Source organism: Alcanivorax sp. 97CO-5 (assembly GCF_000524665.1).
GTDB lineage: Bacteria > Pseudomonadota > Gammaproteobacteria > Pseudomonadales > Alcanivoracaceae > Alcanivorax > Alcanivorax borkumensis.
The window spans coordinates 149,848-165,975 of record NZ_KI965888.1 but is presented as its reverse complement, the minus strand read 5'-3'; the positions used below and the strand labels follow the sequence as shown (position 1 = coordinate 165,975).

The window sequence follows — 16,128 nt, the reverse complement described above, 5'->3', positions numbered from 1 at the left end:
CGTTCACAATAAGCCTCCTAGTTTTGGCACCGGCGCTTGTAGGAAGTATCCACCCCGGTTTGTCTTGCGCGTGTTGCAAGCCAGTTCATGTTTCAGCACAGCGCATGCTAGAGAGGGTTTGTGACAACGACATTACACTGAGATCAGATTCAGGCTACAGACACCCTAGCCCAGCCCACACCCGGAATGCGTGCTGCCTGTGGCGTTTTCCGTATAATGCCTGTTTTCTCGCTATCCCCTGACAATAATGACAAAACAGAACCTACAGAACGGCCAGCAATGGCTGGCCGCTTTTACCACCACCATCGGCCGCGGCAGCGCTTGGCTGGCGCTGCTGCTAGTACTGGGCATGGTGCTAGTCGTCGTTCTGCGCTATGGGTTCAACATCGGCAACATTGCCCTGCAAGAATCCCTGACCTATCTGCACGGCAGCCTCTTTATGTTAGCCATCGCCTACACCTTGGCCGAAGACGAACATGTCCGGGTGGATGTGCTCTACCAGCGTTTTAGCCCGCGCGGGCAGGCCTGGGTGAATCTGCTAGGCACCCTGTTTTTGCTACTGCCCATCTGCGTGGCAATTTTCTGGTTATCTCTGGATTATGTGGCCAGTAGCTGGCGCGAGCAGGAGGGCTCCGCCAACGGCGGCCTGCCCTATGTCTATCTGCTCAAAAGCCTGTTGCTAGTGCTGCCCGCATTGCTGAGTGTGCAGGCATTGGCTGAACTGCTACGCCATGGGCTAACGTTACTTGGCGCCCCCCTTCCCCCACGCACCACCGAACATGAGAAACACCCGGAGGAGGGACTGTGATGGAATGGCTTCCCTTGTCCATGTTTGTGGCCGTATGCGTGGTATTGCTTACCGGCTACCCAGTGGCCTTTGCCCTAGGCGGCACCGCGCTGCTGTTTGCAGCTGGCGGCATTCTTACCGGTACCTTTTCTCCTTCTGACCTGAGTTTTGTGCCCAACCGACTATTCGGAATCATCGAAAACAGCACACTAATGGCGGTACCCCTGTTCGTATTCATGGGCGTGATGCTAGAGAAATCTCGGGTGGCGGAGAAACTGCTATCCAGCATGGGTCAACTATTCGGGCCACTCCCTGGCGGCATGGGGCTAGCGATTATTTTGGTGGGCGCCCTGCTCGCCGCCAGCACCGGCATTGTCGGCGCCACCGTGGTCACTATGGGCCTGCTCTCGTTGCCCACCATGCTTCGTCAGGGCTATCAACCACAATTATCCACCGGGCTGATCTGCGCCACCGGCACCCTCGGGCAGATTATTCCCCCCTCGATAGCCCTGGTATTACTGGGCGATGTGCTGGCTAATGCCTATCAGGACGCCCAGCTCAAGCAGGGTCTGTGGTCGCTGGATACCGTATCGGTGGGCGATTTATTTGTCGGCGCCTTGATTCCCGGACTGATTCTAGTAGTTCTGTACCTGCTCTATGTGGTGGCGATCAGCCTATTAAAACCCCAATGGGCTCCCGCCTTTGCGCCCGCCGACGGCAAAGCCCGCGGCTGGCGCTCCCTGCTTGGTGGCTTGCTCCCCCCCCTATTATTAATTGCGGCGGTGCTGGGCTCCATTCTCACCGGCAAGGCCACCCCCACGGAAGCCGCCGGCGTCGGCGCCTTTGGTGCCCTGCTGCTGGGGGCGGCCAATCGACACCTGAACAGAACCATCCTTGGCGAAGTGGTTCGAGCCACCAGCCGAGTCACCGCCATGGTGTTCATGATCCTGATCGGCGCCAGCCTATTTTCACTGGTGTTCCGGGGCTTTGGCGGCGAGGAAGCGGTGCACAATCTGTTCGCCGCCATGCCCGGTGGAGTGATTGGTGCCACCCTCATGGTGATGCTGCTGATTTTCCTACTCGGCTTCATTCTCGACTTTATCGAGATCACCTTTGTGGTGGTGCCCATTGTCGCCCCGGTTCTGCTGGGCATGGGGCTGGACCCCATCTGGCTTGGCGTAATGATTGCATTGAACTTGCAAACTTCGTTTCTGACCCCACCCTTCGGGTTCGCGCTGTTTTATCTACGCGGGGTGGCGCCGGCAGAGGTTAAAACCACGCACATTTATCAAGGCGTGATACCCTTTATCTTTATACAATTAATCATGCTGGGCATTCTGGCGCTGTTCCCTGAACTCGCCACCTGGCTGCCTCATACGCTCTACGGATAATAAGATGACAGACCACACTGACGACGTGCCCCAGCCGATTGGCACCCTTGCCATCCAAACCATTGCCATGCCGCAAAGCGCCAACTGGAATGGGGATATTTTCGGCGGATGGCTAGTTTCGCAGATGGACCTGGCCGGTGCCGTCACTGCCCGCAAAAAAGCCCGTGGCCGCGTGGCCACCGTAGCCATTGATTCCATGGCGTTCTTGCGCCCGGTTCCCGTGGGCGCTGTTGTCAGCTGCTATACCCAGCTACAAGACATCGGCCGCAGCTCCATGCAGATCCTGGTAGAAGTATGGATTCGCGAAGATTCCGGCACCTTGTCGAAAGTTACCGAAGGGCATTTCACTTTCGTAGCGATTGACGACACGGGCCGCACCCGGGCAGTGCCACGGGATTAACCGCCAACCGCTAGTGACACGCCGTAACGCGGGCCGTCCCACGGGCCAGGCCCCTGCCGCGCTTTTAACCTTTAACTTGTAGCTCGCTGCGCACATTCATGTACGACTGCTCCGCCACCGTCATAGATTGCAACGACTGATCCCGGAAACCGCGATAGGAGTCGTATACCTTACGTGCGTCCTTGTTGTCCGCCACGAGGGTTTCGATCACATCATCGCTGGCATCCTTCAGGGCCTTAAGCACATCGTCCGGCAGGCGACGCAACTTCACCCCATGCTTGTTAACCAGCTCATCCAAGGCGGCATTATTGCGGGCGGTGTATTCATCCAGCATGTCCTGGTTTTCGGACTGGGCCGCGTAGCGAATGATCGCCTGCAGGTCTGCGGGAAGGCCTTCCCACACCTTTTTGTTAATGGTCAGCTCTAGCGTTGGGCCGGGCTCTTGCCAGCCCGGATAGTAGTAGTACTCAGCTACCCGGTGCAGGCCAAAGGTCAGGTCGTTGTAGGGCCCAACCCAGTCCGCCGCATCAATGGCCCCGGTTTGCAGCGAGGTAAACACCTCGGCACCCGGCAGCTGTACCGGGGTAGCACCCACCTTGCCCAACACTTCCCCAGCCAGGCCTGGCATACGCATCTTCAACCCTTTCAGGTCTTCAATGCTGTTGATTTCTTTATTGAACCAGCCCGCCATTTGCGTACCGGTGTTACCACAGGCAAAAGGCTTAAGATTGAACTGGGCATACAAGTCATCCCACAGTTCCTGCCCCCCGCCATGGTGCAGCCAGCCATTCATTTCCTGGGCTGTGAGCCCAAAGGGCACAGCGGTGAAAAACGGCGTGGCAGGATGCTTTCCTTTCCAATAATAGGCAGCCCCATGGCCCATTTCCGCACTGCCCTGGCGTACAGCGTCAAACACCTCAAAGGCCGGCACCAATTCTTTGGCGCCATAAACCTTGATCTTAATTCGCCCGGCCGACATTTCTTCCACCCGTTTGGCAAAGCGGTTGGCGCCCGCACCCAACCCCGGATAGTTCTTTGGCCAAGTGGTAACCATTTTCCATTCATAGGTCTGTGGCCTGAGTTTTTTCTCCTCAGGTTCCGGCGGTGTCACCACCGCCTTGTCTGTCGGCGGGCAATCTTTCTGTTCACAGCCGGCCAGCGCCAAGCCTCCCAGCCCCAAACCTAGGGCAGAAACAAATTTACGGCGATCCAATGGGACATCCTCCGATAGTGAGCGGCAGTTCTGCCGCTTTCGGTTTATTTTTGCAGCCTGACACTACATGCCAATGCCAGACCGTCTTTCGTTTCAGCGTCAGGCATCAGGGGGGCGAGAATCAAGCGAGCCGCCAGCCCTATATCACTTCCAGCCGAGCGTATTGGCTAACCAGCCATTTGGTGCCCGCGCCATCGAAATTGATTTGTAGGCGCGCATTAGGCCCCTGCCCTTCAAATTGCAAAATCGTACCTTCCCCGAATTTCGGGTGTAACACCCGAGCACCCAGGCTGATGCCGTTAGACTCGGTTTCACGAATGGGTTTAGCCGCACCGCCCATGGGCCGGCTGAACCCTGCACGGGCGCGAACTTCCTCCAGCGTTTCGGCGGGAATCTCTCGCAGAAAACGGCTGGGTGGATTGTAATTTTCGTTACCGTACAACCGGCGGCTTTCCGCGTGGGTCAGATACAGCTCGCGCATGGCCCGTGTCAGGCCCACGTAGCAAAGGCGGCGCTCTTCCGCCAACCGGCCCGGCTCTTCGCTGGACATCTTGTGGGGGAACAAGCCTTCTTCCATGCCGGTAATAAAGACCACCGGAAATTCCAGCCCCTTGGCCGAGTGCAGGGTCATCATCTGCACCGCGTCCTCGTGGGCGTCAGCCTGGCCCTCCCCGGATTCCAGCGCCGCGTGATCCAGAAATGCGGTGAGGCTATCGAGCTCGGAGTCCTCATCCTCATCACCGAATTCCCGTGTGGCGGAAAGCAGTTCGCGCAGGTTTTCCAGCCGCTGCTGGCCCTTCTCGCCCTTTTCCTTGCCATGAAATTCCAGCAACCCACTGGCTTCAATCACATGCTCGGTAGTTTCCGCCAACGACAACCCATCGCACTGCTGCTCCAGCTGGGCGATTAGATTCAGGAACACCGCCAACGCATTAATGGCTCGAGCGGTAAGCAACTGCTCACTAACGACTGCCTGGGCAGCGTCCCACAGGGACACGTTACGCTGCCGCGCCACCTCACGCAGGGTTTCTAGGGTCTTGTTGCCAATGCCGCGGGTGGGTGTGTTCACCACTCGCTCGAAGGCGGCATCCGCATGGCGGTGGCTGAGTAGGCGCAGATAGGCCAGTGCATTTTTGATTTCCACCCGCTCGAAGAAGCGTTGCCCGCCATAGATACGGTAGGGAATCCCCGCCTGCAGAAAAGCCTCTTCCAGCACCCGCGACTGGGCGTTGGAGCGGTACAGCACCGCCATTTCCCGCCGCGCGGTGCCTTCCTGAAATAGCTTATCCATGCGCCCGGCAATAAAGCGCGCTTCATCCACTTCATTGAAACCGGAATAGAGGCGGATCAAATCGCCATCGCCGCCCTCGGTCCACAGTTCCTTGCCTAGGCGGTCACTGTTATGGCCGATCACCGCGTTGGCCGCTTTCAGAATAGTGCCGGTGGAACGGTAATTCTGCTCCAAGCGAATGGTACGGGTATCCGGGAAGTCGCGGCTGAATTTGTGGATGTTCTCGATCTTGGCGCCACGCCAGCCATAAATGGACTGATCATCGTCACCGACAATGGTGACCGCATTATTTTCGTCCGCCAGCAACCGCAACCAGGCGTACTGGATGCTGTTGGTATCTTGGAACTCGTCTACCAAAATGTGCCGGAAGCGACGCTGGTAGTGGCCGCGCAGGTTGTCGTTGTCGCGGAACAGCTCCAGTACCCGTAGCAGCATTTCGTTGAAATCTACCAACCCGCCCCGCTCGCAGGCCTCTTCATAGGCGAAGTAGATCTTCTGCATGGTCAACGCGAACAGGTCGCCGCCGGTATCCATATGCCGAGCGCGGAGTCCTTCGTCTTTCTGACTATTAATAAACCAGGTGGCCTGACGGGCTGGCCAGCGTTGTTCATCCAGGCCCAATTCCTTGCTGACTCGCTTGATCAGCCGGATTTGGTCATCCGCATCAATGATCTGGAAGCCTTGGGGGAGACCGGCCTCCTGCCAGTGGGCGCGCAGCAGGCGATGGGCAATACCATGAAAAGTGCCCACCCACATGCCATCGGCAGACATGTCCAGCAGCTGCTCAATACGCCCGCGCATTTCCGCAGCGGCTTTGTTAGTAAAGGTCACCGCCAAAATACCGAACGGCGAAGCCTGTTCGGTGGCAATCTGCCAGGCGATACGGTGTACCAACACGCGGGTTTTGCCGGAACCGGCCCCCGCCAGCACCAGCAAGTGTTGATCATCGGCAGCCACCGCATCGCGCTGGGCCGGGTTCAAACCATCAATAAGGGAAGTCACGTCATCCATGGCGCGAAAGTTTAGCAGAATGTCCTTGCCGGTGATGCCCGCCGGAGAGGGCAATTTCCCCCTGTCCCGATACTTCCCTCCTCTCTCCCAAGAAAGTCGGTTTCCCTCGCCCCCAACCTGTGGGTAAACTGGAAACAAAAACACTCGGCTCTTAAGCCAGAGGAAACGTAAACGGTGTCATTACAGCCCCCATCATTCCAGCCAGCACCCCAGTTTAATGGTGTGCTTAATGAGCAATGCCAATTGCTGCTAAGCGGCATCGCCGAACTGTTGCTGTTGGAAAGTGCCGCCGTCATTATCCTGGCGTGGGTTTACTGGCACAGCCCCGTGTCCCAGCCAACCGTGCTAACCTGGTTTGGCATCATTGCCGTGGTACAGATTGCCCGTTTATTTATTCTGTCCTATTACCGTCGCCAACTAGATGGCCAAGAAGCCCTGCCCTTGTTCAGGCGTATGCTCTCAGCCCTCGCTCTCGCCTCGCCCTTATTGATCGGTTTGGCCGGCTACCTGTTCAACCCTTTGGATAGCCTATTCAGCCCGCCAATGCTAGGCGCACAACTGGTATTAATTTGTCTGGGCTTAGGCCTAAGCACCACGGCGCTGGTCGCCTACAGTAGCCATTTCCCCACCGTGTTTTTGTATTTGATCATGCTGCTCGGCCCAGCAGTGGCTCGCCTATCGGAAACCCAGCAACACAGTCAATTGGCACTGGTCCTACTGATGTCCCTGCTGGGGTTGTTCTTCCTGGTCGCCGCCCGTCGCATCAATCACACCGGCCACAAAGCCATGATGTTGCAAGCCAACAACCGCTCACTGATTGATTACCTGAACCGCGCACGCAGCGACGCTGAAGCTCTGAACGAGAAACTGGCTCAAGAGATTTACGATCGCAAAGACGCTCGCCAGCGATTACAAGACACCAACGATCGACTAGAAAGCATGGTGCAGGAACGCACCCGAGCCTTAGGCGAAACCAACACCGCCTTGGCGGCGACCAGCGAACGACTAGAGCTAGCCTTGGAAGCCAGCAACATCGGCCTGTGGGATTGGATGCTGGATACCGGACTCAATCACCACACTAATTTCGACCGCCTGCTAGGATACGACAGCGCCTACTTCAAAAACTTCTTCGGCGACTTGGATACCTTGGTTCATCCGGATGACCTGGCTCGAATCCGCCAAGCCATGGTTTCGCACTTCAAGGGTGAAGACCCCCGCTACCACGCGGTTTATAGATTGCGCCACGCAGACGGCAGCTGGCGCTGGATTGAGGACGAAGGTCGAGTGGTGTCCCGCAGCGAAAGCGGTCGCGCCATACGCATGATCGGCACGCGTCGTGATATCACCGAAGATCGCCAGGCCCAGGAACAACAACGGTTAGCCGCAACCGTGTTTGAAAACGCCCCAGAAGGCATTTTCATTCTTGATCATAAATTCCGTTTCCTTGCCGTAAACACCCGCTTCGAGCAGATCACCGGCTATACCGAGTCTCTGCTTATCGGCCGCCGTATCTTGGAAGAAGAAGGCGCCCAGGCGAACCGGGAAATCTATCTGGAGATTACCGCCGCCCTGCTCGATAACGGCTTCTGGGAAGGGGAAATCAACGAACGCCGCCGTAACGGCGAAATATATCCGGAATGGCTACAGATGAGCGCGGTGCGAGACGAGCAGAAACGGGTAATCCGCTATGTGGGGATGATGTCTGACCTGACCGCGCGTAAGGAAACCGAGCAACAACTACAGTTTCTCTCCAACTATGACCGCCTCACCGGCCTAGCCAACCGCACCCAGTTCCGCGAGCATCTACACAAGTCACTAACCCTTGCCCGCCTGAACCGCCAAAAGGTCGCCCTGTTAATGATCGACCTAGACCGTTTCAAGCCCATTAACGAATCCCTAGGGCATGAAATCGGCGATCGTCTGCTAAAAGCAGCCGCCGAACGCATGGCCCAACATGCCGGCGGGCAAGAGTCCTTGGCTCGGGTCGGCGGCGATGAATTCACCCTATTATTAGAGAATCATGGCAGCGAAGGCAGCATTAGTCAGCAGTGCCAACAGCTTATCAATGCCATGAAAAAGCCGTTCCTGATTGACGGTCACGAACTACTTTTGGGCGCAAGCATCGGTATCAGCATATTCCCGGATACCGCCAAAGAAGCGCAGAGCATGATCAACCAGTCCGACATGGCGGTGTATCAGGCCAAACGTAGCGGCGGCAATAATTTCCAATTTTACCGCAGCAACATGCGCGTGGCCTCAGTAGAACAACTGGCCTTGGAAACTAGCCTGCGCAAGGCCATTTTCAAGAACGAATTCGTGGTGCACTACCAACCCAAAATGAACCTGGCCAGCAATCGAATTACCTCGGTGGAAGCCCTAGTGCGTTGGCAGCACCCCACCATGGGCCTGCTTCCACCGGCAGACTTTATACCGCTTGCCGAAGAAACCGGGTTGATCTCTGCCATTGGTGAGCTCGTACTGGAACGCTCCTGTCGCCAAGCACACAAGTGGCAGAAACAAGGCCTCGGCGAGATCTGCGTCTCAGTAAACCTTTCTGCTCACCAGTTCCGCAAAGGAAACGTAGCGGAAACCATCGATCGAGTCCTATCCACCACGGAACTGTCCCCGCACCTGTTGGAATTAGAACTCACCGAGAGCCTAATCATGGAAGACATGGAGCAGAACATCGAACTGCTCCAGCAATTGCGCAGCCGGGGTGTTGAGTTAGCCCTGGACGACTTCGGCACTGGCTACTCCTCGCTCAGCTACCTGAAGCGTTTCCCGGTAGATACCTTGAAAATTGATCGCTCATTTATCATGGAGCTAGACAAGAACCCGGACGATGCCGCCATTACCCGCGCCATCATCGACATGGCCCATAGCCTGAAAATGAACGTAATCGCCGAAGGGGTGGAAACCGCAGATCACCTGAGCATTCTGCGAGACATGCATTGTGACAGCATCCAGGGCTACCTGATAAGCCGACCCGTACCGGAATCTGAGTTACTAGAATTACTGCACACCCAAGCGTATAGGGACGCCATTGATCATTGAGAATCGCTGACTCACGGCACCACCGTCGTTACCTTGGCCAAGGGCAACGAACCAGCGGCAAGGCTGAGCATGAAATAGCGTTGCTGAGGCTCCTTAAGCTGATTGCGGCGCGTATCCACGCACTAACCCTTAAGCATCTCCAGCGTATCCTCCGCCTGAAAATACCCTTCCAGATGGCGACGCAACCATGCCTCTAGCAAGCCTTCTTCCTGCAGCTTAGCCATCACCGGCGGCAGGAAGCGACGAGCATCATCCAACATCAGCTCGCGGGTCACACCCAATTCATCAAGCAAGCCCGTCAGGCTGGTATCACCGTATTTATCAAAAAACGCCTGCACCCCGGATTCCAACATGACATTGAAGTAATCTGTGTGGCGAAGCTCCCGCCAATACTCGAACACGATCACGAACAGCTCTTGAATATCCTCACTGCTCACCAGCTCTTTCACGTCCGCCACCGGGCGTTGCCCAAAATCCTGCCAGGCCACCTTCACCAGCTCACGCAGTTCAGCTACGTTCTCGTCACAGTACAAATAAGGGTCACTCAATAATTGCTCCGTACGGCGCAGCAACCATTCCTGCAAGCGGATCTCTAGGCTGGCCAGCCAGCGCTCCGGTAATCGTTTGCTCAACTGGCCGCGAAAGGGGCTAGGTAAGCCCTGATGCAACAGCGTCTTGATTCCCAGCTGGGCCCCCCCCGCCAGCAGCGCCAGCAACACCGGGTTGCGCCCCAGCCAAGCCATCCCTTCCCGAGACAATGGGATTTCCAGCACCTTATCGAACAGAGCCATCACCACGGCCTCATCGATAACTTCTTCCACAATGCGTTCGCTCTGGATAGCGTGGTCATAGAATTGCTCCACCATATCGCCCACCAGCTCGGGAATCGCACCACTGATATCCATCTTCACCGCGTACTTCTGCGCCGTAGCAAACACCTGCTCAGCCTGTACCCACTGATTCAAGGAGTAGCTTGCCGCTTTCTCAAGAATGTAATCCAGCTCATCAACGATCAACGAATCCAGATGCCCCGGCGAGAGGCGCGCCAATAGATAACCAATCAGCCCATCCAGTAAACGATTCGCCACTTCTTGTTTATTGCTCGCCATTTTTTACCTTCCCTATGAAGAAAGTTCTTGATGATACGCACATCAATTGTATCATTCAGTGATGTAACAGTTGCGGAGGAATGTATAATGTCGACCTCGATTCTACCTATTCGACGAAATTTAAAATTCAACCTGAACCCGGCCAAGGCGCTGACCTGGCACCGGGACGGTCTGAATATTAGCCAGTTCCTCAACACCATGAGCCTGTTCTTCCCGGTCGGTGAACGCTTCTTTATCAACAGCGTCCGCAATTATCGCGACCAGATTACCGATCCAGAACTGAAAAAGGCCGTAACCGCCTTTATCGGTCAGGAAGCCATCCACGGCCGTGAGCACGAAGAGTACAATGACTTCGTTGCCCAGGCGGGCGTTCCCTTGCATGCCCAAGAGGCCATTGTTGCCAAGCTACTTGGCGTGGTTCAGCAATACAGCCCAGAGGCCATTCAATTAGCCATCACCGTATCTCTGGAACACCTGACCGCCATTCTTGGCGGCGGCCTGCTAGACCTACCGGAAATCATGGATGGCTCAGACGAAGACTATAAGGCCATCTGGTATTGGCACGCTCTAGAGGAAACCGAACACAAGGCCGTGGCCTTCGATGTATACCGTACCGTTATCGGCGAAGACAGCAATCTTGGCGCCTACGCCCTGCGCAGCAGCACTCTGGTATTGTCTACCGCCGCGTTCTTTACCCTGTTCACCCCCTTTTATTTACACAATGTACGCATCAAGGGTGGCCTGACCGACCTGAAGGGCTGGCGAGCGGTGGCCAAACACACTTGGGGCCGCAAAGGGGTTTTCCTGAACATCACCAAACCTTGGTTTGATTGGTTCAAACCCGGCTTTCACCCTTGGGACCACGACAACCGCGAACACCTGAAAAACTTCAAAGCCCTGCTTGGCGACCGTCTCAAGGACGCGGCATAACCGTTTTACTTCACCGTGCTCTCCCTTTTCCGGTGATTTTCAGGGTCGGCATTTTTGCCGGCCTTTTTTTTGATTTGATTCCACCGATGCCACGTTACAACCTCAAATTTTCACCTAAGAAAGCGCCGGCTCGATCACCGGCGTTTTTGTGGAACACGGAGATTTACCCCCCATTGCCAACTTGGGTGGAAACAACCCGATCATCAGCGAGGCGAACGTTTGCCGCCGGGGCGCTGCCGTCCCGGTCTTCACCGAAATACAGCGTGGTGTGCGGGAACGGAATTTCAATGCCCGCTTTGTCGAAGTAGATCTTCACTAGCCGATTGAAGGCACGCCCCACAGCCCACTGGTTGCCCGGCGTGGTTTTAATCACCGCACGGATATTCACCGAACTGTCCGCTAAGGCCGACACCCCAGCCACTTCCAGCGGAGCCAGAATATCCTTCCTGTGCTCGCCGTCCTTCAACGCTTCAAACGCAGCCTCCAGCTGCACGATGGCATCGTCGATGCTCTCGCGATAAGCAATGCCATATTCACCCACATGATTACCGAATTCACGGGTGTAATTAGACACCGCATCCACCGAGGAAAACGGCACTATGTGGTAAGTACCATACAGGTCACGCAACGCCACCGACCGAATACCCACACGCTCCACGGTGCCGGAGTGAGCACCAACACCAACGAAATCCCCCGTGTTCATGGCATTTTCCAATTGGATAAACACCCCAGTAATCACATCCTGAACCAGCTTCTGTGCGCCGAAGCCAACGGCCAGGCCGAGCACACCGGCACCGGCAATCAGCGGCCCGATATCCACACCCACTTCGGAAAGCACAATCATCACCGTCATGATAATAATGGTAATGGCCAACGTAGTATGGAACAGGCCAAGTAGGGTTTCACCACGGGCGGCCTGAGCTGGGGTGCTGTTTTCATCAGGGCAGAATTTATGTTCCACCAGGCTAGCCAACACAACCCACACCGCCGCGGCCAACGCCAGAATAATCAGAATATCGACCAGGGCCGAAACCGCCTGGGTGCCGGTTGTCGTGGCATACCAAGCACCCAAGTCATATAAGGCCCAAGCATCCAGCGACATCACAATCACCAACGCCAATATCAGCGCACGGATCACTTTCAGCCCAGTGGGAACATAAATGTTCACCCGATCTTGCAGATGCGGCATGCTGGCTTTCAGCCCCTCGGGAAGCTGTATTTCCTTGCCGATCAATTGCCCTAATGCAACAGACCCCAGCAAGCCCAGCCCCACAAACACCAGCGTCTCCAGTGTTGCTAGCGCCACATAGGGCAAGGCGGTTTCGGGGTTCAGTACCGTAACGGCAAATACCAGCAAGGCGTACGTAAGTGCCAGCCAATGCCAGCTACGCGCCAATACCAGCCACATTAAACGCACCACCCCGGTTCTGGCGCTCGCCCGTTGCTTCAACGCATCACGCAGCACCGTGCGTTTACGCAAAATGACGGTGGCTGCATAAATCAACGCCACCAGCATAACCACCGTGCTAACAGCGCTACCCAATACAGGAGAAAAATTGAAATTCAACATCGGCACTAGCACCAGCAAACCATAGCCAATCAGCCCGGCCTCACGGGCAAGAAAACGATTGCAGTAGCGAGCCTGCTGCTGCGCTACCGGCAACAACCGCAGGCCTTCATAGCGCGAGGAGAAAAACACTCGCAGCCCCGCTTTAGCGAGTTCCACCAATAAAAACGCATTCAAAAACAGCGCCAATCGGGTGGCATCCGCCCCCAGCTGTTCGCTCAATAACGGCGTCACAAAGGTACCGGCCAGATAAGCCAAAACCACCACAACCCCATCCACAAGAATTGCCAACGCTACCGCCGCCGTGGTGCGTAAAATAGCCAGCTTCGCTGGACCAGCACCGGCCCAGTGACTAAGACGCGCAAAGATCGAGCTGGCCAGTGCCCGTAATGCCCAAAACACAACAAACGTGACAACCGCCAGAATCACCAGATTCAATAGCGCCGCGCTCGCCGTTTTCATATCCAACGATGAGGAGGCTGCTGGCGCACCAGCAGGCTCAGCGTCGGCGCCAAACCATCCCGTAACCAAGGCGCCTAACGCCACAAACTGCCGGCCCATATCACCCGCCAAACTGCCGGTAACCGATGCCATCCGCCGGGCCAGTGAGACCTGCTCTGCGGTTTGCCCACTGGGGGCCTTATCGGCGATCTCTGCGGCCCGCGCATCATCCTCCACCCCGATAGGCGCTGATACCGCCCCTTCCTGTAAATCGCGCAGTTGGTCGATCAACAGCTGGCGGCTGGCGTCATCCTCCAGCAGGTCCGCCAGCTCACCGTATTGATTGGCTTTCGCGACCGGCTCCTGCGCAGGCGCAGCGGCCGTAAATAGCAGAAGAATAAGAGAAAGACAGGCTGTCAGGCCCCGTAAAAGCTGGGGGTGATGGCTCATCACTGATCTCCTTACCCCGGCTAACGCCGAGCAAAATACATTCATTCGATGGTCATTCAGGCGCCCACCCTAACAATCAAGAGCGTGGACAATGTGAAGATTACGGCAAGGAATTACGTGATTTATCAATTGCGAATTGGCCCTAGCGAACCACCGGCGGCGAGGAAGTGCCAATCCCTTAGGTTGACCGTGACATTATTCACTGTAACTATCGGGTTTGGTTATTCATTGAGTAACGATCAATACCACTCAGTGGCAGCGTTAAGGAACGCATTCTGGAGCCCTGACGCTCAGGCTTTAGCTCCTTATATCCATACTTTGGAGCAAGCCAACAAAGGCTTACAGATCGGCCACCCAGCGTTATGGTATCGGCCCGAGTTATAGACTGCGCTGCGGTTCGCTCTGGCTACATTGCCAAGGCCACCCCCCAACGGCACAGCCAATGCGCCCTTGGCGCCATTGCATAGCCGTTTGTGCGGGCTACCGTAAACAAACAGCCTCAAGCACGGCATGAAGGCGACCGTATTGGTGAAGGGCCAACGCTGAGCGACGGCACCGACAACGTAGCCTACAGCGCATTGCTACTGGTGGACGATCATGGGCCCCGCTGGCTAACTGCCATCGCGGCCCACCGGTTAGATACAAACAACCACAACAACAGCGACAAGCAAGAGGAAGCAGCCTGATGGTGCAGTGGCGCGACAGTAAAGTGAGCCGTAATGGCATAGACTTGGCCGTGCGGACCTGGAGTCCCGACAAAAGCCCCACCGTGGTGCTGGTACACGGCTACCCGGACGCCAGCCATGTCTGGGAAAAAGTGGCGGAACGGCTCAGCCGAGATTTTAAAGTGGTCGCCTACGATGTGCGCGGCGCCGGTAACTCCTCCACCCCCAAGAACCGCGCGGCCTATAAGCTGTCCCAGCTGCGTGGCGACCTGCATGCGGTTATGGATGCAGTTTGCCCCGATGAAAAAGTCCATCTGGTGGGGCACGACTGGGGCTCCGTTCAAACGTGGGAATCGGTCACCGAGCCCAACGCTGAGCACCGTATCGCGTCCTATACGACCCTGTCTGGTCCTTGCCTCGACCATGTGGGGCAATGGATGAATGCCCGGCTGCGCGAGCAAAAAATTGGCGCCGTGCTCAACCAACTCGCCCACTCTTGGTATATCGGCGCCTTTCAGTTACCGGTGTTAGCCCCGGCACTGTGGAAAGCCGGGTTAGCGAAGGTCTGGCCACAGGTACTGCGGCGCACCGAGAACCTTTACAGTGAAGCTAGCGTCACCCAACTGCAGGATGGCACCCACGGGATTGAACTGTACCGCGCCAACATGCTGCCCTGCCTGCTCAAACCCCGTGAGCGTTACACCAAAGTACCGGTACAGCTAATCGTTGCCCGCGAAGACAACTATGTACGCCCAGCCATGCTCGAAGATCTACCACAATGGACCGAGCAACTTTGGCGCCGCGAGCTGGATTGTGGCCACTGGGGCCCGCTCTTGCAGCACCCGGATGTAACTGCCAACTGGGTTCGAGAATTCATTCACCACATCGAAGGCGCCCCTGCCGCCGGGCCGCTGCAACGCAGTAAAGTCACCACAGGCCACCCAACCGGGCCAGACAGCGGTAAACGGGTGATCATCACCGGTGCCGGTTCCGGTATCGGCCGGGAAACGGCCTTAGCTTTCGCCCGCCGTGGCGCTCTAGTGGTGTGCACCGACATCAACAGCGAAGCGGCCGCCGCCACCGCCCGCACCATTACCGCTGAAGGCGGCGAAGCCCTGAGCCGCAAATGCGATGTCAGCAACACCCGCTCCATGGAAGCGCTGGCGACTTGGGTAGAAAAGGAATTAGGTGCCCCGGATATCGTCGTCAACAATGCCGGCATCGGCCTGTCCGGCTCGTTGCTCGACACCAGCGTTAAAGATTGGCAGCAGGTGCTAGGGGTCAACCTGTGGGGCGTGATTCATGGTAGCCGGCTATTCGCCCGCCAGATGATCGACCAAGGGCGCGCCGGGCATATCGTCAACATAGCCTCTGCCGCCGCTTTTATGCCTTCGCGCATGTTGCCGGCCTATGCCACCAGCAAGAGCGCAGTGTTAATGTTCAGCGAGTGTCTGCGAGCAGAAATGGGCGAACACAACATCGGCGTCAGCGCCATTTGTCCGGGCATCATCAATACCCCAATCACCCGCAACACCCGCTTTGTAGGCGTCGACGATGACGAACAAAGCCGCCGCCAGAAAAACGCTGAGAAACTTTACCAACGTCGTGCCTTTACTCCCGACCGGGTCGCGCAGGCCATCGTCGAGGCGGTAGAGAAAAACCGCGCGGTAGTTCCCGTCAGCCCAGAAGCTCTGGGTATGCAATGGCTGGGGCGCTTCACACCCTCGCTGGCCCGTAATCTGGCTCAGGTAGAATTCACCCCCTGAGCTGGGCGCATCCATGCCTCCGTAGGAAGCAGCGGTGCACCTCGCAACCACTG

At 56.6% G+C, this 16,128-nt stretch carries 11 protein-coding genes; 7 read left to right on the top strand and 4 right to left on the bottom strand.

The annotated features are described in order from the left end of the window. Positions 1-247 precede the first annotated feature (247 nt). From Y017_RS06775 to Y017_RS06765, 3 genes are read left to right on the top strand one after another with little or no spacing between them, the layout of a single operon-like run. Positions 248-808, top strand: coding sequence for a TRAP transporter small permease subunit (locus tag Y017_RS06775; protein WP_035459831.1), 561 nt, complete (start codon positions 248-250; stop codon positions 806-808). Further along, positions 808-2,178, top strand: a complete 1,371-nt coding sequence (locus Y017_RS06770) for a TRAP transporter large permease subunit (protein ID WP_197017550.1) — start codon at positions 808-810, stop codon at positions 2,176-2,178. The genes Y017_RS06775 and Y017_RS06770 overlap by 1 nt, the downstream gene beginning before the upstream one ends. Before the next feature lie 4 nt (positions 2,179-2,182). After that, positions 2,183-2,578, top strand: a complete 396-nt coding sequence (locus tag Y017_RS06765; RefSeq protein WP_035459829.1) for an acyl-CoA thioesterase — start codon at positions 2,183-2,185, stop codon at positions 2,576-2,578. A gap of 64 nt (positions 2,579-2,642) precedes the next feature. On the opposite strand, the gene Y017_RS06760 is transcribed toward Y017_RS06765, so the two are convergent. Both Y017_RS06760 and uvrD read right to left on the bottom strand, forming a co-directional pair. Then, on the bottom strand, positions 2,643-3,791 hold the full coding sequence (locus tag Y017_RS06760) for a TRAP transporter substrate-binding protein (protein ID WP_035459827.1): 1,149 nt from the start codon (positions 3,789-3,791) through the stop codon (positions 2,643-2,645). Between the two features lie 139 nt (positions 3,792-3,930). Beyond that, positions 3,931-6,093 (bottom strand): DNA helicase II, encoded by a 2,163-nt coding sequence (gene uvrD, locus Y017_RS06755; protein ID WP_011589961.1) that lies wholly within the window; start codon positions 6,091-6,093, stop codon positions 3,931-3,933. A 174-nt stretch (positions 6,094-6,267) separates the two neighbouring features. On the opposite strand from uvrD, the gene Y017_RS06750 reads away from it, so the two are divergent. Next, positions 6,268-9,147 (top strand): GGDEF domain-containing phosphodiesterase, encoded by a 2,880-nt coding sequence (locus Y017_RS06750; protein WP_011589962.1) that lies wholly within the window; start codon positions 6,268-6,270, stop codon positions 9,145-9,147. 122 nt (positions 9,148-9,269) lie between these two features. Here the strand turns inward: Y017_RS06750 and Y017_RS06745 are convergent, their stop codons facing one another. Continuing rightward, positions 9,270-10,256 carry a hypothetical protein gene (locus Y017_RS06745; protein ID WP_035459826.1) on the bottom strand — a complete coding sequence of 329 codons (987 nt, stop codon included), beginning with the start codon at positions 10,254-10,256 and terminating at the stop codon, positions 9,270-9,272. 87 nt (positions 10,257-10,343) lie between these two features. On the opposite strand from Y017_RS06745, the gene Y017_RS06740 reads away from it, so the two are divergent. Beyond that, on the top strand, positions 10,344-11,186 hold the full coding sequence (locus Y017_RS06740; protein ID WP_011589964.1) for a metal-dependent hydrolase: 843 nt from the start codon (positions 10,344-10,346) through the stop codon (positions 11,184-11,186). 163 nt (positions 11,187-11,349) lie between these two features. Here Y017_RS06740 and Y017_RS06735 read toward each other — a convergent pair whose 3' ends face one another. Then, complete coding sequence (locus Y017_RS06735; protein WP_035459825.1) at positions 11,350-13,644, bottom strand: mechanosensitive ion channel domain-containing protein; 2,295 nt, start codon at positions 13,642-13,644, stop codon at positions 11,350-11,352. Positions 13,645-14,117: 473 nt separating this feature from the next. Here Y017_RS06735 and Y017_RS06730 point away from each other — a divergent pair, with 473 nt between their 5' ends. Together Y017_RS06730 and Y017_RS06725 are read left to right on the top strand one after the other, a co-directional pair. Then, on the top strand, positions 14,118-14,330 hold the full coding sequence (locus tag Y017_RS06730; RefSeq protein WP_011589966.1) for a hypothetical protein: 213 nt from the start codon (positions 14,118-14,120) through the stop codon (positions 14,328-14,330). After that, entirely contained in the window at positions 14,330-16,075 is a 1,746-nt protein-coding gene (locus tag Y017_RS06725; protein ID WP_035459823.1) for an SDR family oxidoreductase, read from the top strand. Before Y017_RS06730 ends, Y017_RS06725 begins: the two co-directional genes overlap by 1 nt. Positions 16,076-16,128 lie beyond the last annotated feature (53 nt).

Coding starts and splice junctions, on each gene's coding strand:
- Y017_RS06765 (WP_035459829.1), top strand. CDS start 2,183: ATGACAGACCACACTGACGACGTGCCCCAGCCGATTGGCACCCTTGCC.
- Y017_RS06745 (WP_035459826.1), bottom strand. CDS start 10,256: ATGGCGAGCAATAAACAAGAAGTGGCGAATCGTTTACTGGATGGGCTG.
- Y017_RS06740 (WP_011589964.1), top strand. CDS start 10,344: ATGTCGACCTCGATTCTACCTATTCGACGAAATTTAAAATTCAACCTG.
- uvrD (WP_011589961.1), bottom strand. CDS start 6,093: ATGGATGACGTGACTTCCCTTATTGATGGTTTGAACCCGGCCCAGCGC.
- Y017_RS06725 (WP_035459823.1), top strand. CDS start 14,330: ATGGTGCAGTGGCGCGACAGTAAAGTGAGCCGTAATGGCATAGACTTG.
- Y017_RS06775 (WP_035459831.1), top strand. CDS start 248: ATGACAAAACAGAACCTACAGAACGGCCAGCAATGGCTGGCCGCTTTT.
- Y017_RS06770 (WP_197017550.1), top strand. CDS start 808: ATGGAATGGCTTCCCTTGTCCATGTTTGTGGCCGTATGCGTGGTATTG.
- Y017_RS06735 (WP_035459825.1), bottom strand. CDS start 13,644: ATGAGCCATCACCCCCAGCTTTTACGGGGCCTGACAGCCTGTCTTTCT.